This window comes from Streptomyces sp. DSM 118878, from assembly GCF_052936595.1.
This window is the reverse complement of the sequence record NZ_CP193622.1, coordinates 3,426,393-3,448,079: the sequence shown is the minus strand read 5'-3', so window position 1 is coordinate 3,448,079 and position 21,687 is coordinate 3,426,393. Positions and strand designations below refer to the sequence as shown.

Here is a 21,687-nt window from a genome sequence, read left to right as displayed (position 1 = left end):
CTGCCCCATGAGCACGTCCGACCAGACCGAACTGCCGTACGACGACGAGGGCGCGCCGGAGAGTGACGCGAGCCCCGAGGCCCCGCCTTCCGGCCCCACCCCGGCCGCCCGCGCCCGCCGCGCCCGTATCGCCGCGGCCTCGCTGCTGATGGCCGCGGCGGCGGTCGTCCTCGCGCTGCGCCTGGCGAGCCGCTCCTCGGTCCTGGTCGTCGGGGTCTACGGACTGCTGCTCATCCTCTGCGGCGGAGTGATCGAACTGAGCCGCCGCGGCCGGACCAGGCTCGCCACCTGGCTCCTTGCCGCGGGGCTCATGGCGGCGCTGCTCATGGACGGGGTCGTCCTGTCGTAGCCGCTTCTGGCGGCGTGAACTCCCGTACGCCGTACCGCTGGTGCAGGCGCCGCAGCGGTCCTGGCGCCCACCAGGCGCGGCGGCCGAGCAGGGCCATCGTCGCCGGTACGAGGAACATCCGGACCACGGTGGCGTCGATGAGGACGGCCAGCGTCAGGCCAAGACCGATCTGAAGGATCGGCGAGAAGCCGCCCGTCATGAACCCGGCGAAGACGATGGTGAGCAGCAGCGCCGCACAGCTCACCACGCGCCCGGAGCGGCGCAGCCCCTCGACGACGGCGGTGCGGTGGTCGCCGGTCTCCGTCCAGCTCTCCCGCATCCGGGAGAGGATGAACAGCTCGTAGTCCATGGCAAGGCCGAAGGCGATGGCGATGATCAGCGGCGGCGCCGTCAGGCTCAGCGCCCCGAGCCCCTCGCCGCCGAGCAGCGAGGCCCCGTGCCCGTGCTGGAACACCCAGGTGACGACGCCGAGCGCGGCGGCGAGGCTGAGCAGGGTGGTGGCGAGGGTGCGCAGCGGGATCAGCACGGAGCCGGTGAAGGCGAAGAGGAGGCCGAAAAGGCCCACGAGGACGGTCAGTACGGCCCAGGGGGCGCGCTCGGCGAGCATGGCGCGGAAGTCGACGAGGCGGGCGGCGTTACCGGTGACCTGGACGGGTTCCGCGCCCCGCAGGTCGCGGACGCGCTCGACGAGCCGGGTGGCGGCGGGTCCGTCGGCAGGGCCCCTGGGGGTCAGTTCGAGGAGGACCGTGCCGTCGGGGAGCCGCTGGCGCTCGGCGGCGGCGACGCCCGGCAGGGCCCGGATCCTCCGCTCGCAGTCGGCCTCGGCGCCCGGCCTGATGAGGACCTCCACGGGACTGGTGCCGGTACCGGCCGGATAGTGCTCGCGCACGGTGTCGTAGAGCTGCCGGGCCTCGGTCCCGTGCGGCAACTGCCGGGCGTCACCGATGGTGATCCGCATCCCGAGGACGGGTACGGCGAGGACGGTCAGCGCGGCGACGACGAGGGTGAGCACGGCGACCGGCCGGGCCACGGAGAACGTCGCGAGCCGGGCGAAGAACGCACCTCCGCGCGGACCGCCCGAGGCCGGCGCGGGGGCGGCGATCTTCCCGCCGAACCGGGCGAGGAGAGCAGGCAGCAGCGTCAGCGCCGCCAGCATGTCCACGACCACCACGGCCCCGGCCGCCAGGCCCATGCTGCGCAGGAACGGGCTGGGGAACCAGATCAGGCCCGACAGGCTGATGGCCACCGTCACGCCGGAGAAGAGGACCGTGCGTCCCGCGCGGGCCACCGTGGCGTGGACGGCCTCCGGCACGGCCAGGCCGCGCGAGCGCTCCTCGCGGAAGCGGACCACCATGAGCAGCGCGTAGTCCACGGCGAGCCCGAGCCCCAGCATGGTGACGATCTGCACGGCGTACACGGAGATGTCCGTGAACAGGCTGAAGCCGAACAGGATGAGGAACGACCCGGCGACCCCGCTCACCGTGACCAGCAGCGGAAGCCCCGCCGCACGGAGGCCACCGAAGATCAGCAGCAGCGCGAGCAGAACGGCCGGCATAGTGATCAACTCCGCCCTCGCCACGTCCTCCTGCGCCCGCGTCCCCATCTGCTCGCCGAGCAGCGGTCCGCCGCTCACGGCCACGTCGGCGCCTTCGACACCCCGGATGACGTCGGCCGCGTCGCCGACCGCGTCCTCCTCCGCGTCGTCGTCCAGGCCGCCCTTGAGCGTCACGGGGACCAGCAGGGCCCGCGAGTCCCCGGCGACCAGGCCGCGCGTGGCGTAGGGGTCGGGGACCTCCGCGACGCCGGGCAGGGCGCGCACCTCGGTGACGGCGGCGGCCACCTCGGCGCGCAGCTCCGGGCGGTCGACCCGGCCGCCGCCGGAGACGACCGCGGTGAAGGACGCGCCGGTCGGGTCGAGGTCGTCCAGGAGTTCGTCCGTGACCACGGACTCACTGCCGGGAACGTCCTCCACCGTCGACGTCAGGTCCCCGAAGACGCGGGTGCCGAAGCCGAGGCCGAGGACGAGCAGAAGGACCCAGAGGGCGATGACGGTGAGCGGGCGGCGGGTCACGGTCCGGGCGAACGTGGCGAGCATGACGGCTCCTTGACGGCTCCGGGAAGCGTGCGGACACGCGTCCCAGAGTCGTGCCGGGCCGCCGGCCGCGGATCGCCGCCCGGAGCGGTCTTCCCGCCTCCCTCCGCCGGGGGACGCCTCACCCGCCGGAGTGAGCCGGGCCGCACGGCCGGGGGCCGGGGTCGCCCGGCCGGGGGCCCGGGGGGGGCTCAGCCCTCCTCGGTCTCCCCGGCGACGACGAGACCCGTCTCGTACGCGCAGATCACCGCCTGCACCCGGTCCCGCAGCGCCAGCTTCGACAGGACGTTGCTGACGTGGGTCTTCACGGTGTGCTCGCTCACCACGAAGGCCGCCGCGATCTCCGCGTTGGTCAGGCCGCGGGCCAGGAGCAGCAGCGTCTCCTCCTCGCGGGCGGTGAGCGCGGCGAGCCGCTCGGCGGGCGGCGCGCCGTCCGTGGCCCGCGCGGTGCGGCGGCGGCCCACGATGTCCGCGACCAGGCGACGCGTCACCGAGGGCGCGAGCAGCGAGTCACCGGCGGCGACGACCCGCACCGCGTGCACCAGATCGTCCCTGCGGACGTCCTTGAGCAGGAAGCCGCTGGCCCCCGCGTACAGCGCCTCGTACACGTATGTGTCGAGGTCGAAGGTGGTCAGCATGATCACCCGGCAGCCGGACGACGCGCAGACCCGGCGGGCCGCCTCGATGCCGTCCATGCCGGGCATACGGATGTCGAGCAGGAGGATGTCCGGGGCGTGCAGGCGCACCGCGGCGACCGCCTCCGCGCCGTCACCGGCCTCCGCGATCACCTCGATGTCCGGCTGGGCGGCCAGGATCATCGAGAAGCCGCTGCGGACCAGCTCCTGGTCGTCGGCGACCACCACCCGGATGCTCATCCCGCCATGATGCCGTGGGCAGCCGCGCGAGGACACGGAAACCCCCGTCCGGTCCGGGGCCGGTCTCCGCCCGCCCGCCACAGGCGCTCGCCCGCTCGTGCACGCCGATGAGCCCGTGCCCGCCACCGCCGTCACCGCCGCCGCCCTTGTCCTCGTTCTCCTCCTCGGGCGAGCCGCCGCCGCGGCCGTCGTCGGTGACGGTGAGCCTCAACTCGGCGATGTGCCACTCCAGTCGCACGAGCACCCGGTCCGCCCGGGCGTGCTTGACCGTGTTCGTCAGCGCCTCCTGGACGATGCGGTACGCCGCGACCTCGGCGTCCGCCGACAAGGGGCGGGGCGGCCCGTGTGTCTCCAACCGGGCCTCCAGGCCCGCGCGCCGGACCCGGGCCAGCAGCGCGGGCAGTGCGTCGAGGGTGGGCTGCGGGCCGCGTTCGCCCGTGGGCCGCTCCTCCTTGAGGACGCCCAGGATGCGGCGGAGCTGCACCATGGCGTCGCGGCCGGCCGCGGCGATCGCGTCGAAGGCGGCCTCCGCGCGCGGCGGATCGCTGTGCACCACCACGGGCCCGGCCTCCGCCTGCACCACCATGAGGCTCACCGCGTGGGCGAGGATGTCGTGCATGTCCCGGGCGGTGGTGGCGCGTTCGAGGGCCACGGCACGCGCGGTGTCGCTCGCCCGCTCCCGCTCAAGGCGCCTGGCCCGGTCCTCCAGGGCGGCGGTGTACGCGCGCCGGACGCGGCCGAGTGCCCCGAGTACGTACGCGCTGACGAGGCTCAGCAGGTGGAAGGGGTACTCGTAGGGCTCCGCGTGCTCGTGGAACGCCATGGTGACCGTCGTGCCGACCAGCCACCCCGCGAGCATGAGGCGCCGCTGCCAGGGCCGGGCGACGGCGGCCACGGTGTACAGCACGACGAGCCCGCCGTACGTGACGTCGGGCGGAGGACGGTGGTGGAGAGCCATCGCGGGCGTGAAGAAGGTGACGGCGCACGCGACGGGGAACGGCGCACGCCGCCGCCACACCAGCGGCACGGCCGTCCCCGCGCCGAGCAGGAACCCCGTCGCAGACAGCGCGTCCCCGCCCTCGTCGGGGAAGAGGAATTGCAGGGACACGGCGAACAGCACGGCGGCCGCGAGCGCCGAGTCGACCACGTACGGGTGGGCGGCACGGAGCCGGACGGCGCGAAGCCGGGCGGCGGGCCATGAAAGCGCGGGCATACGGCGGCTCCTGGCAGCGGGAAGCCGTGCCAGTATCCCGGCGGCCGCACGACGCCGTCCTCACCGGTGCGGGGGATATCCGCGCCCGGGGGACGACAGGCCCTAGGACTCCAGGTACCGCAGCACCGCGAGTACCCGGCGGCTGTAGCCGGTCGTGCGGGACAGGCCGAGCTTGTCGAAGATCGCGTTGAGGTTCTTCTCGACCGCGCTCAGGGAGATGTGCAGCTTCTCCCCGATGGCCGCGTTGGTGTGCCCCTCGGCGAGTGCTTCGAGGACGGTGCGCTCGCGCGGGGTCAGCCGGGTCAGCGGGTCGCTGTGCGTGGTGCGGATCAGCAACCGCCGTACGACCTCGGGGTCGATGGCGGCGCCGCCCGCGTGCACCCGTTCGAGCGCGTCGAGGAACTCCTCGACCTGGGCGACCCGGTCCTTGAGGAGATAGCCGACCCGTTCGGCGCTGGAGGTGAGCAACTGCGTCGCGTAGTTGCGCTCGACGTACTGCGACAGGACGAGCACGCCCACCTCGGGCCGCAGCTCGCGGATGCGGACGGCGGCGCGCAGACCCTCGTCGGTGTGGTCCGGCGGCATGCGGATGTCGGTGACGACGACGTCGGGAACGTCCTCCTCGACCGCGCGCAGCAGCGCGTCGGCGTCGCCCACGGCGGCGAGGACCTCATGGCCCTCCTCGGCGAGCAGCCGCACGAGGCCCTCCCGCAGCAGGGTCGAGTCCTCGGCCAGGATTACGCGCACGGCAGCTCCGCGGTGATGGTGGTGGGCCCCCCGAGGGGGCTGTCGACGTACAGGGTGCCGTCGAGGGCGGCGACCCGGCTGCGCAGCCCGGTCAGACCGCTGCCCCCGGCGTCGGCGCCCCCGGTCCCGCTGTCGCGGACGGCGACGGCAAGGACCGTGCCCCGCTGCCGCACGGTCACGGAGACCTCCTCGGCGGACGAGTGCTTGGCGGCGTTGTTCACCGCCTCCGACACGACGAAGTAGGCGGCGGTCTCGACGGCGGCCGGCAGCGGTCCCGGCACGTCGTACTCCATGCGTACGGGGAGCGCGCACCGCTCCGAGACCCCGCCGAGCGCTTCGTGCAGGCCGAGGCTGTCCAGGGCGCTGGGGTAGACCCGCCAGGCCACCTCGCGCAGCTCGGTCAGGACCTCCCGGGCCTCCTTGTGGGCCTGGGCGAGGAGCGCGTCGGCCCGCTCGGGGGTGCGCCCGCGGCGGGCCCGGCCGAGCAGCATGGCGAGCGCGACGAGCCGCTGCTGGACGCCGTCGTGCAGATCGCGCTCGACCCGGCGCCGCTCGGCGTCGACCGCGTGGACCACGGCGGCCCTGCTGGTGGCCAGCTCGTCGATGCGCCGCTGGAGCAGCTCGCGCTCGGAGGGGCCGAAGCACTCGCGGGCGAGGCGGGCGTCCTGGTCGGTGAGCGCGCGCAGCCCCTGCACGGCGAGGAAGAGCAGGGTGCCGCCGAGGACGAACTGGCTGAGCAGGTCCACCCAGCTCATCGAGGTCCGCACCAGCGACACCGCGAAGATCCCCGCGAGGACCGCGCCGAAGTCGACCATGGCGACGACGACGCCGCAGAGCAGCCCGGAGTACGTGCGGGCGGCGAGGTAGCGCAGGATCCGCTGGTCGGAGGCGCGGTGCTCGGGGAACGCGTCGTGGAAGAAGACGGAGCGGCGCCCGCGCTCCAGGGCGGCGAGCCTGCGGGCGCCGGAGGCGAGCAGCGCGTGGGCGCGCAGGCGGGTGCGCGGCCAGAGCAGGAACGCGCCGAGGGCGGTCCCGGCGACGACGAAGTAGACCAGGCCGAGCAGGGCGGTGAGGCAGCCGATGAGCACACCGAGCCCCCTGAGCAAGAACGGCGCGGCCAGGGGCTCCCTCACGTCGTCCGACACTAGTCGCCCCTAGCCGGCGCGGCGGTGGCGGGGCCGGTGGGGATCGGCGGCATCCACGGGCCGCTTCCGCGAGCGGACGCGTACGGCGACGTAGGCGGCGAGGGCGACGACGACCAGGACGAGGACGGCCTTGGAGAGCAGGCCCACGTACGTCTCGACCGCGTGCCACTGGTCGCCGAGCCAGTACCCGGCCATGACGAGCACGGAGTTCCAGACCAGGCTGCCCAGCGTGGTCAGGGCGAGGAAGACCGGCAGCCGCATGCGCTCCACACCGGCGGGCACGGAGATCAGGCTGCGGAAGATCGGCACCATCCGGCCGAGGAAGACGGCCTTGGTGCCGTGCCGCGCGAACCACGCCTCGGTGCGCTCCAGGTCGGCGGGCTTGACCAGCGGCAGCTTCGCCCACAGGGCGTGCATGCGCTCGCGGCCGAACAGCACACCGATCCAGTACAGGGCCGCCGCGCCGACCACCGAGCCGAGCGTGGTCCAGAAGAGCGCGGAGAACAGGCTGATCACCCCCTGCCCCGCGGCGAAGCCGGTCAGCGGCAGGATCACCTCGCTGGGCAGCGGCGGGAAGAGGTTCTCCAGGGCGATGGCGAGCCCGGCGCCGGGGCCGCCCATGACGTCCACCAGGTCGGCGGCCCAGCCCGCGATGCCGCCCGCGGGCTCCTCGGGGAGGGCGAGAGTCGTGAATTCCATGTGCACCACGCTAGAAACCGCAGGTCATCCGCGGTATGGGGGTTGCCGTCGAGTGAGGGTGCGGAAAACCGCACCCCGCGCGGCCCGGAGGGCGTACGTACGCGAAAGGGCGTCCCCGGAAGACCGGGAACGCCCTTTCGGCATTCGCAAGTGCGCCGCCAGGGACTCGAACCCCGGACCCGCTGATTAAGAGTCAGCTGCTCTAACCAACTGAGCTAGCGGCGCCTGCTGACTCATAAATAGTACCTGGTCCGACAGGGTGCTCCGCACACCCGGCCGGGGTCCTAGATCGCCATGGAGAGCAGTACCGGCGCCGCCCCGCGGTTCAGGGTGTCCGCGGCCTCGCGCAGCCGGTGGGCGTGCTCGAACGGCAGGGACAGGGCGAGGCAGCCGACCGCGGAGCCCGCCGTGATGGGGACCGCGGCGCAGACGGTGCCGACCGCGTACTCCTGGAGGTCGAGGACCGGGACCGTGGCGGGCTGGGCGGCCAGCCGGTTGAGCAGCGCCCGTTCGTTCGTGATCGTCCGGGAGGTGAGGCGGGCCATCTTGTGGCGGGAGAGGTGGTCGCGGCGGCCGTTCACGTCGAGCTGGGTGAGCAGGCTCTTGCCGATGGCGCTGGCGTGGGCCGAGGAGCGGAAGTCCACCCATTCGTTGACCGCGGGGGTGCGGGGGCCCGCCGCGAAGCCGGTGACGCTGACCTCGCCGTCGACGTAGCGGCTGATGTAGACGGCGGCGCCGATGGAGTCGCGCAGGCCGTCCAGGGTGCGCTGGAGCTTCGCGCGCAGCGCCTGCTCGTGGTGGCCGGCCGAGCCGAGGCGGTTGAGGGTCTCCCCGGTCACATAGGCGCCGACCGGGCTGTCGGTGAGCTGCTCCACATACCCCTCGCGGCGCAGCATGCGGAGCAGGGGCGCGAGGCGGGTGGCGGGCAGCCGGGTCTCGCGGGCGAGCTCGACGGTGGTCACGCCGGTGTCGTGCCTGGCGACGATTTCGAGCACCCGCAGGGCGCTCTGGACGGAGTCGTGCGGCGCGGCCGCCTCGTGCTGCAACGCCACGGCTTCCCCCAGCGTGGAACGGATCCGGACAGTCGAGCTGTTCCCACGATAGTCGTCAAGTGGCTCAGGGGGAGCGTCTGTCGTCGAGATTCGTGGCGCGCTCCGGCTCCGTCAGCAGGAACGCGCCACGACGGTCACAGCACCGCGCTGAGGAACTCGCGGGTGCGCTCGTGCTCGGGCTCGGTGAAGATCTTCTCCGGCGTACCCGACTCGATGACGTGACCCGAGTCGAACATCAGCACCTGGTCCGAGATGTCCCGTGCGAAGTTCATCTCGTGGGTGACGCAGAGCATCGTGATGTCCGTGGTGTTCGCGATGTCGCGCAGCACGTCGAGGACGCCCGCCACCAGCTCCGGGTCGAGCGCGGACGTCACCTCGTCCAGGAGCAGCACCTGCGGGCGCATCGCCAGGGCGCGCGCGATGGCCACCCGCTGCTGCTGGCCGCCGGAGAGCTGCGTCGGATAGGCGTCGCAGCGGTCGCCGAGGCCGACCAGGTCGAGCAGCTCGCGGGCGCGCTGCTCGGCCTCGTCCTTGGAGAGCCCGAGGACGGTGACCGGCGCCTCCATGAGGTTGCGCAGGACCTTCATGTTCGGGAAGAGGTTGAACTGCTGGAACACCATCCCGATGTTCTTGCGGACCTCCCGCACGTGCTTCTCGCCCGCGGGGACGAGCTTGCCGTTCTTCTCCTCGTGGGTCAGGTACTGGCCGCCCACCTTGATCGTGCCCTCGTCCGGTCTCACCAGCGTCATCAGCAGGCGCAGGATCGTGGTCTTGCCGGAACCGGAAGGACCGATCAGCGTCACGTGCTTGCCGGAGGCGACGGAGAAGTCGAGCTGGTCGAGGACGGTGTTCGAGCCGTACCGCTTGACCACCTTGTCGAAGCGGATCAGCTCGCTGCCGTCGACGGCGGGGTTGGGGATTTCCTGGGAAGTGCTGCTGTCAGCGGACAAGACGACGCTCCAAAACTCGCAGAAGAAGAGAGGCCGGGTAGGCGATGACGATGAAGGCGACGCCGACGACGCTGATCGCCTCGTACGTGAAGGTCGCCTGGCTGTAGCCCTGTGCCTGGCCCAGCATGTCGAGCGCGCCGATGGCGGCCATCTGCGGCGACTCCTTCAGCATGACGATCACGTAGTTGCCGAGCGCGGGGATCACCCGGCGCACGGCCTGCGGCAGGATCACCGACGTCCAGGTCCGGCGCTTGGAGAGGCTGAGCGCGGTCGCCGCCTCCCACTGGCCGGCCGGCACGCCCTCGATGCCCGCCCGGTAGACCTCCGAGGTGTACGTCGAGTAGTGCAGTCCGAGGCCGACGATGCCGGTGGTGAGCGGGGACATCGACGGGCCCCACTCCGGCACCACGTAGAACAGGAAGAACAGCTGCACCAGGAGCGGGGTGTTGCGGATGAACTCGGTCACCACCGTGACCGGCCACCGGATCCACTTCTTCTCCGAGCGCTGCGCGATCGCCCAGACCAGACCGAGCGAGAAGGCGATCAGGGTGCCGAAGAGCAGCGCCTTGAGCGTGAGCTCCAAGCCGTCCCAGAAGAGCGGCATGAAGTCGTCGACATTCGACCAGTCCCAGTTCACTTGGCACCCCCCGTACCGGTCATGACGTCGATCGACGACTTCGAGCGGATCCCGCCGAAGAGGCTCGTCTTCTCGGGTTCCTGCCCGACGCGTTTCTTGGCGTGCCGCTCCAGGAGCCGCATGCCGCGCGTCAGGAGGAACGCCAGCACGAAGTACAGGCCGAGCAGCAGCGTGTAGATCGGCGCGCTGTCGTTGGTGACGAGCCGCAGCAGGTCACCGGCGAAAGTCATGTCGGCCACCGCGATGAGCGACACCAGGGACGTGCCCTTGAGCAGCTCGATGAGCAGGTTGTTGAACGGCGGAAGCATCTCCGGCCAGGCCTGCGGCAGCTCGATGCGGCGCAGCCGCTGCGCCGGGGTGAAGTTCAGGGCGATGCCCGCCTCGCGCTGGGCCGGCGGCACCGCGGCGAGCGCGCCACGCACGATCTCCGACGCGTAGGCGCCGTAGGTGATGCCGAGGGCGAGCACGCCCGCGAACATCGGCTGGAAGCTGATGTTGAAGACCGGCGGCACGGTGAACGCGATCCAGAACATGAAGACCAGCGACGACGTGCTGCGGAAGATCTCGAAGTAGGCCCCGGCGAGGAACCGCACGATCCAGAGGCGGGACGTGCGCAGCACGCCGATCGGGAAGGCGATCACGAAGGCGAGGGCCGCGCTGAAGAAGGTCACCTGAATGGTGATCCAGATCCCGGGAAGGAACCAGTTCTGGAAGAACTCCGACGACATCATGAGGAGGCGCCCTTCGCAGGCGGGCACAGCTTCTGGAGGGTGAGGTCGGTCATCTCGTCCTCGGTGAAGCCGAACGGCTTGACGATGCGCAGGAGCTCGCCGCTCTTCTTGAGCTTGTGCAGCTCCTTGTTGAAGGCGTCGCGCAGGTTCTTCTCGGACAGCCGGAAGGCGAAGCCTCCCGCGCCGTAGGCGGGCTTGCCGTCGACCTCCGGCTGGAAGGGCTCCGTCGCCTCGGCGCGCGCGTTGCCCTTGATCACGGTGCGCACGGTGACGTTGGTGCCGGCGAAGGCGTCCACGCGGCCCTGGGCCACGGCGTCGAGCCCGGCGACCTGGTCGGGCAGGATGAGCACGTCCTTCACGCCCGCGGCCTCGGCGTAGGCGATCTCCGCGTAGGCGGTGCCGCTCGCCAGCTTCAGGCCCTTCTTGGCGATGTCCTCGTACGTCTTGATCCCGTGCGGGTTCCCCTTCTTGACGATGAAGGAGTCGAGCATGAGGTAGTCGGGGTCGGAGAAGAGGACCTGCTCGCAGCGCGTCGGGTTGATGTACATGCCCGCCGAGACCACGTCGAACTGCCGCGCCTGGGTGAGGCCGGGGATCAGGGCGCCGAACTTGGTGGGCACCGCCTTGACCTTGGGCACGCCGAGGCGCGGGAAGATGACCTTGGCGATCTCCGGTGCCTCACCGGTGACCTCGCCGTTCTCGTCGATGTAGCCGAACGGGACCTCGCCCGCGACACCGATCCTGACCGTGCCGCTGTCGCGCAGCCGGTCCAGCAGATCGCCCCCCTCAACCTTCCCTTCGTCTGGCACCCGGCTGCATGCCGAGGCACCGAACGCGGCCAGCGCCGCCCCTCCCGCTCCGGTGAGCAGGGCGCGGCGGCGGACCGCTCTGCCTATGAATCCCTCGTTGTTCCCAAGTGGTGGAGCCATGGGCGCGCGGCTACCCGACCCGACGCGGAATATGCCGCTCAATTTCAGCCCATGGTGCAATCGTTGTGGTCTTGACTCCAGAGAGGAGCATGGGACACATGGCAGACCGATTCATCGAAGTCTCCCTCGCCAAGCGGGGAGTTCAGTGCACGGCGAAGCTGCTCGACGACCGGGCTCCGGTGACCTGCGCGGCGGTGTGGGAGGCACTTCCGCTCGGCTCGGACGTCTACCACGCGAAGTACGCGCGCAACGAGATCTACGCCCTCTTCCCGGCGTTCGCGGACCGCGAGCCGCCCCTGGAGAACCCGACGGTCACTCCTATCCCGGGAGATCTCTGTTATTTCTCCTTCTCCGGTACGGAGCTGGGGACCCAGGCGTACGGATATGAGCCGGAGGCCGACGTCCGGGCCGGCAGTACCGTCGTCGACCTCGCCCTCTTCTACGAACGGAACAACCTGCTCCTGAACGGTGACGTCGGCTGGGTGCCCGGCATCGTCTGGGGCCAGATCGTCGAGGGCCTCGACCGCATGGCCGAGGCCTGCAACGACCTGTGGCGGGCGGGCGCGCAGGGCGAGACGCTGACCTTCCGGCGTCGCGACTGATCAAGCCCGTCCGGCGATTGAGGACTGGGGGCCCGGGGGCGAAGCCCCCGAACCCTCAGCCGAGACGGGGCGCCGCGATCCCCCCGACCCCCGCCGAGTAAAGGGCCTGCGCCGCACGAAGCACGAGAGGGTCCGCATGCCGCGCGCCCACGATCTGTACTCCGATGGGCAGCCCCTCCGCGTCCACCCCGCACGGGACCGTGCACGCGGGCTGCTGCGTGAGGTTGAAGGGGTAGGTGAACGGCGTCCACCCCGTCCACCTCCGGTGCCCCGCCCCCGGGGGCACCTCCACCCCCGCGGCGAACGCGGTGATCGGCAGCGTGGGCGTGACCAGCAGGTCGTACGTGGAGTGGAAGGCGCCCATGCGCCGCCCGAGGTCCATGCGGACGTCGACCGCCGCGAGGTAGTCGAGCGCGCTGTACCGCGCCCCCTGCCCGCAGATCTCCCGCAGCCCCGGGTCGAGCAGCTCGCGCTGGGCCGGTGTCATGTGCTGCACGACGCGGGCGGCGCCGCTGAACCACAGGGTCTCGAAGGCCGCCACCGGCTCCGAGAAGTCGGGGTCGGCCTCCTCCACGTACGCCCCCAGCGCCGCCAGGGACTCCACCGCGCGCCGCACGGCCGCGGCCACCGCGGGCCGCACGGCGACCTGACCGCCGAGCGAGGGGGAGTAGGCGACACGCAGTCCCCGTACGCCCTCGTGGAGCCCGTCGCGAAAGCTCCCCGGCGCCGCCGCGAGCTGTGACCAGTCCCGGGCGTCGGGCCCCGTGATGACGTCCATCATCAGCGCCGCGTCCGCCGCGTCCCGCGTCATCGGCCCCACGTGGGCCAGCGTGCCGAACGGGCTCGCCGGGTACAGCGGAACCCGGCCGTATGTCGGCTTCAGCGCGAAGATCCCGCAGAACGCGGCCGGGATGCGCACCGAGCCGCCGCCGTCCGTGCCGAGCGACAGCGGGCCCGCGCCGGCCGCCACGGCCGCCGCGCTGCCCCCGCTGGAGCCGCCGCAGGTGCGGGAGGTGTCGTACGGATTGCGCGTGATGCCGCTGCGCGGGCTGTCCGTCACGCCCTTCCAGCCGAACTCGGGGGTCGTCGTGCGGCCGACGAAAACCGCGCCGTGCTCCCGCAGCCGCGCCACCGAGGGGGCGTCCTCGTCCCATGCCCGGTCCGCGCTGATGGTCTTCGAGCCGCGCAGGGTCGGCCCGCCGCGCATCAGCAGGAGGTCCTTCACCGACACGGGCACGCCGTCCACCAGGCCCTCCGGCTCGCCCCGCCGCCACCGTTCGGCGCTGGCCCCTGCCTGTTCGATGGCCCGCTCCGCCTCGACGCTCACGAACGCGTTCAGGGTTGGCTGGGTGTCCTCGGCCCGCCGCAGCACGGCACGGACCGCGTCGACCGGGCTGAATTCACCCTTCCGGTAGCCGTCGACGAGTTGTACGGCGGTGAGATCCGTGAGCTCGGTCATGCACGCTCCTCAGCGATGAGTGGGGCGGTGCCGGGTGGCCGGGGCGCGGGTCACGGCCCCGGGACGTACCCGCGTTCCTTGTCGACCACGTTCCGCAGCGGCCTGCCCGCCGCCCAGTCCTCGTACAGCTCCATGAACTGGGCGCCCAGGTCGTCGCGCCAGCCGACCGTGTCACCGCTCATGTGCGGGGAGACGATCAGCCCCGGAGCGGTCCACAGAGGGCTGTCGGCGGGCAGCGGCTCGTGCTCGAAGACGTCCAGGGCCGCGCCCGCGATCCACCGCTTCGACAGGGCGGCCAGCAGGTCGTCCTCGACGACGAGCGGGCCGCGCCCGATGTTGATGAAGCGGGCCGACGGCTGCATGAGGCCGAAGCGCCGCGCGTCGAACATGCCGCGTGTGTCGTCCGTGAGCGGCGCCGCGCAGACCACCCAGTCCGCGCGGGTGAGCAGCCGGTCGAGCTCGGCGGTCCCGTGCACGCCGGGGCGCGGCGCCCGCCCCACCAGGGCGGTGGTGATCCCGAGCCCCTTCAGCGTCTCCGCGACGGCCCGGCCGATCGGGCCGGAACCCACCACGCACGCGCGCGTGCCGGCGATCCGTCCGCTCTCGCGGTGGCGCCAGGCGCGCTCCCGCTGGAGCTCCAGGGTGCGCGGCAGATCTTTGGCCATGGCCAGGACGAGCGCGGCGACGTACTCCGCGATCGGCTGGTCGAAGACGCCGCGGGCGTTCGTCACCACCGTGTCGGACGCGGCGAGTTCAGGACACATGAGGTGGTCGACCCCGGCGCTCGCGGTGTGCACCCAGCGCGGTCGCCGGCCCCCGCCCGGCCAGGCGCGGCGCACCGCGTCCGAGGTGAAGTCCCACACCAACAGGGCGTCCGCGTAAGGGAGTTGCTCGGCCAGCGTGGTCTCGTCCGCGTGCAGCACGCGGGCCCGACCCGTGAGGCCGCCGAGGCGCGGCGGCGGGGTGGGAGGCGTGGTGCCGAGGACCAGAACGGTTGTTCCTGGCCGTGTCGAGGGTGACGGTTCGGACATCGAGGGGAAACCGTTTCGCAAAGAGGTACCGCTTCCCTGAAGAGGTACGGCTGAGCCGTCTGAGATGTGCGGATTGACCACGCTGGCACCCGAACCTACCTTCGTCAACAGAGGCACTGGCGCGTCGGCACTCCGTCAACCGAGTACTCTCCGTGCGCGCGCTCGCACCCTCCGTCCGCGCGGTCGGCCGCGCGGAGCTCCCCGTCCCGACGTCCCGGCGCGTCGCCGGCTCCCCCGCTCCTCCCCGGCCCCCGGCCGGTCCCTGACACCACGTAAGAACATGGGGCCTGCTCATGGACGTCTCTTTCCTCGGTGGCCCGCACCCTCAGCGCGGTGTGGGCGTCGTAGCCCCTTTCGACTTCGTCCTCGACCGTGAACTCTGGCGCTGGGTTCCGGACGAGGTCTCCCTCCATCTGACCCGGACCCCGTACGTGCCGGTCGAGGTCAGCCTCGACCTGGCACGCCTGGTGAGCGAGCACGAGACGCTCGCCGACGCCGTCCGCGCGCTGAGCGCCGCCGAGCCCGAGGTCCTCGCGTACGCCTGTACGTCGGGCAGTTTCGTCGGCGGCATCGCGGGTGAGCGCGCGATGTGCGCGGCCATGACCCGCGAGGGCGCGGTCGCCTCCGTGACCACGTCGGGCGCGCTCATCGAGGCGCTCGACGAACTGGGCGCGCGGCGGGTCGCGATCGTCACGCCCTACACCTGGTCGGTGACCGAGGTCCTGGAGGAGTACCTGGCCGAGTCCGGCGTCTCGGTCACCGCCCGCGCCTACCTCGGTCTCACGCGGCACATCTGGAAGGTCTCCTACCGGGACGTGGCCGAGATGGCGCGCCAGGCGGTACGGGGCAGCGCCGACGCCCTCTTCATCAGCTGCACGAACCTCCCCACGTACGACGTCATCCCGCAGCTGGAGGCGGAGCTGCGGGTGCCGGTGATCTCGGCGAACCAGGTGACGATGTGGTCCGCCCTGCGCCGGCTGGGTACGCGTGCGGTAGGGCCCTACCAGGCGCTCATCGACCTGGGGGCACGGCCGGGCGCCAGACCGCTGGCCCCGCCGCCCCCGCAGGGCCTGCCCGAAGGACCACCCGCAGAAGGAGGAGGCTGGACGTGACGGCACTCGGATTTCTCTACCCGGGGCACTCGGCCGAGGACGACTACCCCCGCATGGAGCAGATGCTCGGCAGTGATGTCCGGCTGACGGTCGTCCACACGGACATCGGCGAGGACGCCCACCGGGTCGACGCGCTCGTGGAGATGGGCTCGCCCGCGCGGCTCGCCGCGGGCGTCGAGGAGCTGCGGCTCTCCGGCGCCGAGGCGGTGGTCTGGGCGTGCACCAGCGGCAGCTTCGTCCGCGGCTGGGACGGCGCCCACGCGCAGGTGCGGGAACTGGCCGTCGCGGCGGGCCTGCCGGCCTCGTCGACGTCGTTCGCCTTCGCCCACGCCGTACGGGAGCTGGGCGCGGGCCGCGTCGCGGTCGCCGCGACGTACCCGCAGGACGTGGCCGCGCACTTCTCGGCGTTCCTGGAGTCGGCGGGCGTGGAGGTCGTCTCCGTACGCGGGAGCGGCATCATCACCGCGGCGGAGGTCGGCACCTGGGGCCGCGACGAGGTCCTCGCGCTGGCCCGCGGGGGCGACCACCCGGACGCCCGGGCGGTGCTCCTGCCGGACACCGCGCTGCACACGGCGGCGCATGTGCGCGACCTGGAGGCGGCCCTCGGCAAACCGGTCCTGACCGCGAACCAGGTCACCGTCTGGGAGGCCCTGCGGCTCGCCGACCGCCGGATCAACGCGCCGGAGCTCGGCGCGCTGTTCACGAGGGAGCCGCTGGTGCAGGTCACGGGCTGAGGATCAGCCTGACCACGGTCAGTGTGTGGACCGAGGCGGACACGTAGTAGAGAACGATGGCGTTGCGGACCGTCGCCTCCCTGCGGTCGGGGTCGTCCCGTACGGGCGTCGAGCCGTGGTCGTACGGGGCACGGCCGAGGGTCCGCACGAGCTCGGCGCGGAAGGCCTCGGCGTCGCCCATCTTGGTGAGGGTGTCGTCGGCGGGCGGCGCGTAGGTGACGCGGTGGACGCGGCGGTGGCGAGGGCTCAACGCGACCCCTGCCCCTCCGGGCCGTCGGTGCCGCGCCGCTGCGCCTCGTCGGAGGCCAGCCGGGCGAGGCGCGCCTCGGCGTCGGGGTCGGGCACCGCCTCCAGCATCCAGTGCCGCATCACGGCGTGGATCTCGTCGATCCCCGCGGCGTTGATGGCCCGGTCGAACTCCGCGCGCCGCTCCTCGGGCAGGGCGGCGCGGATGTCCGGGATGGTGTTGGGCACCTCGACCTCGACTCCGTCGACCAGGGTCTTCAGCGGATCAGCCATGACGATCACGGTAGCGAGGTGGCGCGACGCGCGGGAGGGGAATGCGCGCGAGGGGAATAAGCGGAGTGAGCCTCCTGTTGGCCCACCCGTACCCATGGAACGCGAGACGCACGTACGCAGTGCACACGTACGCAGTGCAGGAGGCCCCCAGTGACAGTGGACCCGACCGACGAAGGCATCCGCGGCGAGCGGCACGGCACCGCGCCCGTACCCCTGTCCGTCCTGGACCTCGTCACCGTCGGCGCAGGCCGCACGGCCACCGACGCGCTGCGCACCAGCGTCGAGATCGCCAAGCTGACCGAGGCCCGCGGCTACCACCGGTACTGGGTGGCCGAGCACCACTCGATGCCCGGCGTCGCGTCCTCGTCGCCCGCGGTGATCCTGGCCCACCTCGCCGCCCACACCGGCCGCATCCGGCTGGGCTCCGGCGGCGTCATGCTGCCCAACCACGCCCCGCTGGTCATCGCCGAGCAGTTCGGCACGCTGGAGGCCATGGCCCCGGGCCGCGTCGACCTCGGCCTCGGCCGCGCTCCCGGCACCGACGGTGCCACGGCCGCGGCCCTGCGCCGCACCGAGCGGCTGGGCGAAGGCGCCGACGAGTTCCCCCAGCAGCTCGCCGAGCTGACGCGCTTCCTCGACGACGACTTCCCCGACGGCCACCCCTACCGCCGCATCCACGCCGTGCCGGGCCCCGTCCAGGCGACCTCGCCCGGCGGCGTGCAGTCCCCGCACCGGCCGCCGCTGTGGCTGCTCGGCTCCTCCGGGTTCAGCGCCCGCCTCGCCGGCGTCCTCGGCCTGCCGTTCGCCTTCGCGCACCACTTCTCCGCGCAGAACACGATTCCGGCGCTCGACCTCTACCGCGAGTCGTTCAAGCCCTCCGCGGTCCTCGACGCCCCGTACGCCCTCATCGGCGTCTCCGCGCTCGCGACCGACGACGAGAACGAGGCGCGCCGCCAGGTCCTCGCCGCCGCCCTGAACATGGTCCGCCTGCGCACGGGCCGCCCCGGCCTCGTCCCCACCCCCGAGGAGGCGGAGGCGTACGCGTTCAGCGAGATGGAGCGCGAGTTCGTCGAGAGCTGGAACGCCAACGTCATCCACGGCACCGCGGACCAGGTCCGCACCGGTCTCGACGACCTCGCCAAGCGCACCGGCGCCGACGAACTGATGATCACGGGCAACGCCCACAGCGGCGAGGCCCGCCTGCGCTCGTACGACCTGATCGCCGACGCGTACGGCCTGCCGAAGGCGTAGCCCTGAAGGCGGCGTGAGAGGACGCGCCCCGGCTCACGCGCCGGGGCGCATCTCGCCCAGTAGTACGGAGATACGATCCGCCGCGACCGGTCGGGAGTAGAGCCACCCCTGGCCCGTGTCGCAGCCGATCCGCCGGAGCCGGGTCGCCTGTGCCGCGGTTTCCACGCACTCCGCGGTGACCGTGAGGCCGAGGCGGTGGGCCAGTCGCACCATGGCCTCGACGATGACCTCGTCGGCGGGGTTTCCGTGCGCCTCGCCCTCCGCGTACTGGAAGCCCCGTACGAAGGTGCCGTCCAGTTTGAGGGCGGAGACGGGCAGCCGGCTCAGGTACGCCAGGTTCGAGTAGCCCGTGCCGAAGTCGTCGATGGCGATGCGCACGCCCATGTCGCTGAGCATCTGGAGGGCCTGGAGCGGGCGGCCCGCGGACCCCATGACGGCCGACTCGGTGAGCTCCAGTTGCAGCAGCCGCGCCGGGAGACCGGTCTCGGCGAGGATCGCGGCCACGTCCGCGACGAGGTCGGAGTCCCACACCTGCCGCACCGCCACGTTGACGCTGACGAAGACCGGCTCCCGCTCGGGATGGGCGAGCTGCCAGCGGCGCGCCTGACAGCAGGCCGTGCGCAGCACCCAGCGGCCGAGCTGCACGATCGACCCGTCCTCCTCGGCGAGGCCGATGAACCGATTCGGCGTCAGGAGCCCGAACTGCGGGTGCCGCCACCGCACCAGCGCCTCGACGCCGAGCACGTCCTCGTCGTGGAGGCCCACCAGCGGCTGGTAGTCGAGGACGAACTCGCCCCGGTCGACGGCGGGCCGCAGCGAGCTGGAGAGCGTCTGGCGGGTCATCCGGTGGGCGTTGCGCTCGGGGTCGAAGAGCGTCCAGCGGGCCTTGCCGTCGGTCTTCGCCCAGTACAGCGTGGTGTCGGCGGCCTGCATGAGCGCCGTCGTGCTGGTGCCGCGGGCGCGCCGCTCCACCACGCCGATGGACGCGGAGACGGAGAGCCGCTGCCCTGACAGGTCGAACGGCTCCTGGAGCGCCGTCAGCGTCGCCTCGGCGAGGTTCGCCAGCTCCTCGGTGCCGGTCGACTCCTCCACGAGCAGCGCGAACTCGTCCCCGCCGAGCCGCGCCACCAGCGGCGGCAGGTTCCTGCCGTGACCGGCGCGGTCGGCGCAGCGCGTGAGCCGCTCCGCGACGGCGGCCAGCAGCCGGTCGCCGACCCGGTGGCCGAGGGCGTCGTTGACCGCCTTGAACCCGTCGAGGTCCAGATAGCAGAGGCCCACCCGGCCGGTGCTCGCATCGTCGTACGCGCCCGCTTCGAGTGCGGTCGCGAGGCGTTCGAAGAAGAGGTTGCGGTTGGGCAGCCGGGTCACCGGGTCGTGCATCTCCATGTGGCGCAGCCTGGCCTGGAGCTCGCGCCGCGCGCTGATGTCGGCGGCGGCGAGCAGCACGGTCCCGCCGCCCCGGTCGGCGGACTCCGGCATCGGCGAGACGGTGATCCGCGCCCAGAGGGAGTGCCCGTCGGGGTGTTTCAGGCGCCGCGTGCAGCGCAGCTCGGCCTGCCGGCCGCGGAGCACCTCGCGGTAGGTGTGCCAGGTGCGGGCCTCGGACGCCAGGTCGACCAGGTCGGCGGCGATGCGCCCGGCGAGCTCCTCGGGTGGCGCGCCGAGGAGGGCGGCGAAGGCGTCGTTGGCGTCGACGACGAGGCCTTCGCCGTCGACCACGGCGAGGGGGAGGGGGGCGTGCGCGAAGGCGCCGCGGTAGTCGGCGCGCTCCGGCTCGCCGGTGCGCTTCGGTTCACCACGTTCCGTCACCGCGTGACGGCACCGGACGGACGGTGTGGCGGTCATGGGGGCGGGCCCTTCGGACGTTCCGTTCACCGCTTGCTCCCACAGTGCAGTCGTTCTCGAACAGGTCTCGTCGGGCGTCGTAGAGCCGACGGAGCCCATGTGGGGGACGGGCCCGCGCCGGAAAGTGTGCCGATCATAGAGGCCGACCGGAGACCCCATCCAGCCATGCCGCCGCCCCGGGCGCGGCCCGCCGCCCACGACAGATCGTTTCTGCTCGGCGCTGGACCGGTTCCTTATCCGGACGATTATTTGTGACGTTCCGTGATCGCTCGGGGTGTCGGCCCTCTGTCCGGTGCTCACCCGGAAGGGCCAGGCAAACAGGGCGTAACGCTTGAAAGCGTCACAAGGTGGGTGGGGTGTCCCGCATTCCGCACCCGGAGGTCGACGTGCCGCGTCAGCACCCCTCTTGGGGACTCACCCCTGGAGGGGGAAATCCCCGGTTGCGCAGCACCGCGGCGATCCTCACCTCGCTGACCGCCCTGGCCGCCACCTCGCTGGTCGCGGGGCCCGCGATCGCCGAGTCCGTCGCGGGGCCGTGCGCCCTGCGCCGCACCGCCGCGCACCACTCGGAGGGGCTCGACACCTGGAACACCGGCTATCCGCGCCCGGTCAGGACCCTGGACGCGGTCATGGTCTTCCTGTCCTTCCCCGACTCGCCGCCGCTGACGACGCCGCAGGAGCTGGCCGCCGACCACTTCCCCGCCACCAGCCGGTTCTTCGAACAGGCCTCGTACGGCAAGTTCAGCCTGCGGGCGCATCCGGGGCGCGAGTGGGTGGAGATGCCGCGGACCTCCACGGAGTACGCCATAGAGCGTGACTGGAACGCCCAGCGCCGGGCCTCCTATCTGCGCGACGCGCTGGCCGCCGCCGATCCGCACGTGGACTTCTCCCGCTTCGACGTCGTCTACTTCGTCGCCGACCCGGACGCGCCCGGCGTCGACTCCGACGCCACCAAGGTCGTGAACTTCGACCGGCCGATGCGGGCCGACGGCGCCGACATCCGGCGCATCGTCACGGTCTTCGAGCGGCACCCGCCGGACCGCAACGTCCTGGCCCACGAGACCGGCCACGTCTTCGACCTGCCCGACCTCTACCACCGGCCGACCGACGGCAAGGGCGACTGGGACACGCACGTGGGGGACTGGGACGTCATGGGCAGCCAGTTCGGCCTGGCGCCGGATCTCTTCGGCTGGCACAAGTGGAAGCTGGGCTGGCTGGAGCCCCGCCAGGTGCACTGCGTGACCACGGGCGCCGAGCGGTTGACCCTGGAGCCCCTGGCGGCCGACCCCGTGCACGGCGCCCTCGGCGGCACCCGGCTGGCGGTGGTCCGCACGGGCCGGGACACGGCCCTGGCCCTGGAGGCCCGCGGCCGGGCGGGCAACGACCACGCGACGTGCACGGAGGGCGTTCTCGTCTACGAGGTCCAGAACGGGACGGCCTCCGGCAGCGGCCCCGTCAAGGTCATCGACGCCCACCCGACGTCGGAGTCCTGCTGGGGCGACTCGGTCTACCCCCAGCTCGCGGACGCCCCGGTGCGAGCGGGTGAAAGCTTCTCGGTCCCCGGGGAGGACGTCCGAGTGGAGGTGGAGGCGAGGACGCCCTCGGGGGCATGGACGCTGAAGATCACGACCGTGGAATGAGGGGTTCCGGGGCCGGGCGGGAGGCCGGGCGGGGGGCCGGGCGCGCCGCGCACGCGAGAAGCCCCTCGCCCATGC

22 protein-coding genes and 1 tRNA gene are annotated in these 21,687 nt (G+C 72.4%); 6 read left to right on the top strand and 17 right to left on the bottom strand.

Annotation, left to right across the window (positions count from 1 at the left end):
• The first annotated feature begins 7 nt into the window (after positions 1-7).
• On the top strand, positions 8-349 hold the full coding sequence (locus tag ACRAKF_RS15090) for a hypothetical protein (protein WP_447037650.1): 342 nt from the start codon (positions 8-10) through the stop codon (positions 347-349).
• Here ACRAKF_RS15090 and ACRAKF_RS15085 read toward each other — a convergent pair.
• The 12 genes from ACRAKF_RS15085 to ehuB form a co-directional block, all read right to left on the bottom strand.
• A complete protein-coding gene (locus ACRAKF_RS15085; RefSeq protein ID WP_447037649.1) occupies positions 324-2,444 on the bottom strand; it encodes an MMPL family transporter in 2,121 nt (706 codons plus the stop codon). The genes ACRAKF_RS15090 and ACRAKF_RS15085 overlap by 26 nt on opposite strands.
• Before the next feature lie 188 nt (positions 2,445-2,632).
• Positions 2,633-3,316 carry a response regulator gene (locus ACRAKF_RS15080; RefSeq protein WP_447037648.1) on the bottom strand — a complete coding sequence of 228 codons (684 nt, stop codon included), beginning with the start codon at positions 3,314-3,316 and terminating at the stop codon, positions 2,633-2,635.
• Complete coding sequence (locus ACRAKF_RS15075; RefSeq protein WP_447037646.1) at positions 3,210-4,529, bottom strand: sensor histidine kinase; 1,320 nt, start codon at positions 4,527-4,529, stop codon at positions 3,210-3,212. Before ACRAKF_RS15075 ends, ACRAKF_RS15080 begins: the two co-directional genes overlap by 107 nt.
• A 102-nt stretch (positions 4,530-4,631) precedes the next feature.
• A complete protein-coding gene (locus ACRAKF_RS15070; RefSeq protein ID WP_447037645.1) occupies positions 4,632-5,276 on the bottom strand; it encodes a response regulator transcription factor in 645 nt (214 codons plus the stop codon).
• Positions 5,267-6,409, bottom strand: coding sequence for a sensor histidine kinase (locus ACRAKF_RS15065; RefSeq protein WP_447037643.1), 1,143 nt, complete (start codon positions 6,407-6,409; stop codon positions 5,267-5,269). Before ACRAKF_RS15065 ends, ACRAKF_RS15070 begins: the two co-directional genes overlap by 10 nt.
• A 21-nt stretch (positions 6,410-6,430) precedes the next feature.
• On the bottom strand, positions 6,431-7,120 hold the full coding sequence (locus ACRAKF_RS15060) for a DedA family protein (protein WP_447037641.1): 690 nt from the start codon (positions 7,118-7,120) through the stop codon (positions 6,431-6,433).
• Between the two features lie 151 nt (positions 7,121-7,271).
• Positions 7,272-7,345 (bottom strand) — tRNA-Lys (locus tag ACRAKF_RS15055).
• Positions 7,346-7,404: 59 nt separating this feature from the next.
• Positions 7,405-8,172: an IclR family transcriptional regulator gene (locus tag ACRAKF_RS15050; protein ID WP_447037639.1), complete on the bottom strand. Its 768-nt coding sequence runs from the start codon at positions 8,170-8,172 to the stop codon at positions 7,405-7,407.
• A gap of 134 nt (positions 8,173-8,306) precedes the next feature.
• On the bottom strand, positions 8,307-9,122 hold the full coding sequence (gene ehuA, locus ACRAKF_RS15045; RefSeq protein WP_447037637.1) for an ectoine/hydroxyectoine ABC transporter ATP-binding protein EhuA: 816 nt from the start codon (positions 9,120-9,122) through the stop codon (positions 8,307-8,309).
• The gene (gene ehuD / locus ACRAKF_RS15040; protein WP_447037635.1) at positions 9,112-9,759 is read right to left on the bottom strand and encodes an ectoine/hydroxyectoine ABC transporter permease subunit EhuD; all 648 of its coding nucleotides are present in this window, start codon (positions 9,757-9,759) and stop codon (positions 9,112-9,114) included. The genes ehuA and ehuD overlap by 11 nt, the downstream gene beginning before the upstream one ends.
• Positions 9,756-10,487, bottom strand: a complete 732-nt coding sequence (gene ehuC, locus ACRAKF_RS15035; RefSeq protein ID WP_447041985.1) for an ectoine/hydroxyectoine ABC transporter permease subunit EhuC — start codon at positions 10,485-10,487, stop codon at positions 9,756-9,758. The genes ehuD and ehuC overlap by 4 nt, the downstream gene beginning before the upstream one ends.
• Positions 10,487-11,419, bottom strand: coding sequence for an ectoine/hydroxyectoine ABC transporter substrate-binding protein EhuB (ehuB, locus tag ACRAKF_RS15030; protein ID WP_447037633.1), 933 nt, complete (start codon positions 11,417-11,419; stop codon positions 10,487-10,489). Before ehuB ends, ehuC begins: the two co-directional genes overlap by 1 nt.
• Before the next feature lie 98 nt (positions 11,420-11,517).
• On the opposite strand from ehuB, the gene ACRAKF_RS15025 reads away from it, so the two are divergent.
• Positions 11,518-12,021 carry a DUF3830 family protein gene (locus ACRAKF_RS15025; RefSeq protein ID WP_447037631.1) on the top strand — a complete coding sequence of 168 codons (504 nt, stop codon included), beginning with the start codon at positions 11,518-11,520 and terminating at the stop codon, positions 12,019-12,021.
• Between the two features lie 55 nt (positions 12,022-12,076).
• Here the strand turns inward: ACRAKF_RS15025 and ACRAKF_RS15020 are convergent, their stop codons facing one another.
• Positions 12,077-13,480 (bottom strand): amidase, encoded by a 1,404-nt coding sequence (locus ACRAKF_RS15020; RefSeq protein ID WP_447037629.1) that lies wholly within the window; start codon positions 13,478-13,480, stop codon positions 12,077-12,079.
• Positions 13,481-13,530: 50 nt separating this feature from the next.
• Positions 13,531-14,511, bottom strand: coding sequence for a D-2-hydroxyacid dehydrogenase (locus tag ACRAKF_RS15015; RefSeq protein ID WP_447037627.1), 981 nt, complete (start codon positions 14,509-14,511; stop codon positions 13,531-13,533).
• Between the two features lie 293 nt (positions 14,512-14,804).
• Between ACRAKF_RS15015 and ACRAKF_RS15010 the strand changes: the two genes are divergently transcribed.
• Positions 14,805-15,623, top strand: coding sequence for a maleate cis-trans isomerase family protein (locus tag ACRAKF_RS15010; RefSeq protein ID WP_447037626.1), 819 nt, complete (start codon positions 14,805-14,807; stop codon positions 15,621-15,623).
• On the top strand, positions 15,620-16,357 hold the full coding sequence (locus ACRAKF_RS15005; RefSeq protein ID WP_447037625.1) for a maleate cis-trans isomerase family protein: 738 nt from the start codon (positions 15,620-15,622) through the stop codon (positions 16,355-16,357). The genes ACRAKF_RS15010 and ACRAKF_RS15005 overlap by 4 nt, the downstream gene beginning before the upstream one ends.
• Here ACRAKF_RS15005 and ACRAKF_RS15000 read toward each other — a convergent pair.
• Positions 16,347-16,538, bottom strand: a complete 192-nt coding sequence (locus ACRAKF_RS15000) for a hypothetical protein (protein ID WP_447041984.1) — start codon at positions 16,536-16,538, stop codon at positions 16,347-16,349. The genes ACRAKF_RS15005 and ACRAKF_RS15000 overlap by 11 nt on opposite strands.
• Before the next feature lie 65 nt (positions 16,539-16,603).
• Entirely contained in the window at positions 16,604-16,876 is a 273-nt protein-coding gene (locus ACRAKF_RS14995) for a hypothetical protein (RefSeq protein ID WP_447037623.1), read from the bottom strand.
• Between the two features lie 150 nt (positions 16,877-17,026).
• On the opposite strand from ACRAKF_RS14995, the gene ACRAKF_RS14990 reads away from it, so the two are divergent.
• Positions 17,027-18,127 (top strand): LLM class flavin-dependent oxidoreductase, encoded by a 1,101-nt coding sequence (locus ACRAKF_RS14990; RefSeq protein ID WP_447037622.1) that lies wholly within the window; start codon positions 17,027-17,029, stop codon positions 18,125-18,127.
• Between the two features lie 33 nt (positions 18,128-18,160).
• Here the strand turns inward: ACRAKF_RS14990 and ACRAKF_RS14985 are convergent, their stop codons facing one another.
• Positions 18,161-20,002: a putative bifunctional diguanylate cyclase/phosphodiesterase gene (locus tag ACRAKF_RS14985; protein WP_447037621.1), complete on the bottom strand. Its 1,842-nt coding sequence runs from the start codon at positions 20,000-20,002 to the stop codon at positions 18,161-18,163.
• A gap of 326 nt (positions 20,003-20,328) precedes the next feature.
• Between ACRAKF_RS14985 and ACRAKF_RS14980 the strand changes: the two genes are divergently transcribed.
• A complete protein-coding gene (locus ACRAKF_RS14980) occupies positions 20,329-21,612 on the top strand; it encodes a M6 family metalloprotease domain-containing protein (RefSeq protein ID WP_447037620.1) in 1,284 nt (427 codons plus the stop codon).
• Positions 21,613-21,687 lie beyond the last annotated feature (75 nt).

Bases quoted from the DNA above. Each gene is read 5' to 3' on its own strand.
- ACRAKF_RS15090 (WP_447037650.1), top strand. From the start codon at position 8: ATGAGCACGTCCGACCAGACCGAACTGCCGTACGACGACGAGGGCGCG.
- ACRAKF_RS15085 (WP_447037649.1), bottom strand. From the start codon at position 2,444: ATGCTCGCCACGTTCGCCCGGACCGTGACCCGCCGCCCGCTCACCGTC.
- ACRAKF_RS15080 (WP_447037648.1), bottom strand. From the start codon at position 3,316: ATGAGCATCCGGGTGGTGGTCGCCGACGACCAGGAGCTGGTCCGCAGC.
- ACRAKF_RS15075 (WP_447037646.1), bottom strand. From the start codon at position 4,529: ATGCCCGCGCTTTCATGGCCCGCCGCCCGGCTTCGCGCCGTCCGGCTC.
- ACRAKF_RS15060 (WP_447037641.1), bottom strand. From the start codon at position 7,120: ATGGAATTCACGACTCTCGCCCTCCCCGAGGAGCCCGCGGGCGGCATC.
- ehuC (WP_447041985.1), bottom strand. From the start codon at position 10,487: ATGTCGTCGGAGTTCTTCCAGAACTGGTTCCTTCCCGGGATCTGGATC.
- ehuB (WP_447037633.1), bottom strand. From the start codon at position 11,419: ATGGCTCCACCACTTGGGAACAACGAGGGATTCATAGGCAGAGCGGTC.
- ACRAKF_RS15025 (WP_447037631.1), top strand. From the start codon at position 11,518: ATGGCAGACCGATTCATCGAAGTCTCCCTCGCCAAGCGGGGAGTTCAG.
- ACRAKF_RS15020 (WP_447037629.1), bottom strand. From the start codon at position 13,480: ATGACCGAGCTCACGGATCTCACCGCCGTACAACTCGTCGACGGCTAC.
- ACRAKF_RS15015 (WP_447037627.1), bottom strand. From the start codon at position 14,511: ATGTCCGAACCGTCACCCTCGACACGGCCAGGAACAACCGTTCTGGTC.
- ACRAKF_RS15010 (WP_447037626.1), top strand. From the start codon at position 14,805: ATGGACGTCTCTTTCCTCGGTGGCCCGCACCCTCAGCGCGGTGTGGGC.
- ACRAKF_RS15000 (WP_447041984.1), bottom strand. From the start codon at position 16,538: ATGGGCGACGCCGAGGCCTTCCGCGCCGAGCTCGTGCGGACCCTCGGC.
- ACRAKF_RS14995 (WP_447037623.1), bottom strand. From the start codon at position 16,876: ATGGCTGATCCGCTGAAGACCCTGGTCGACGGAGTCGAGGTCGAGGTG.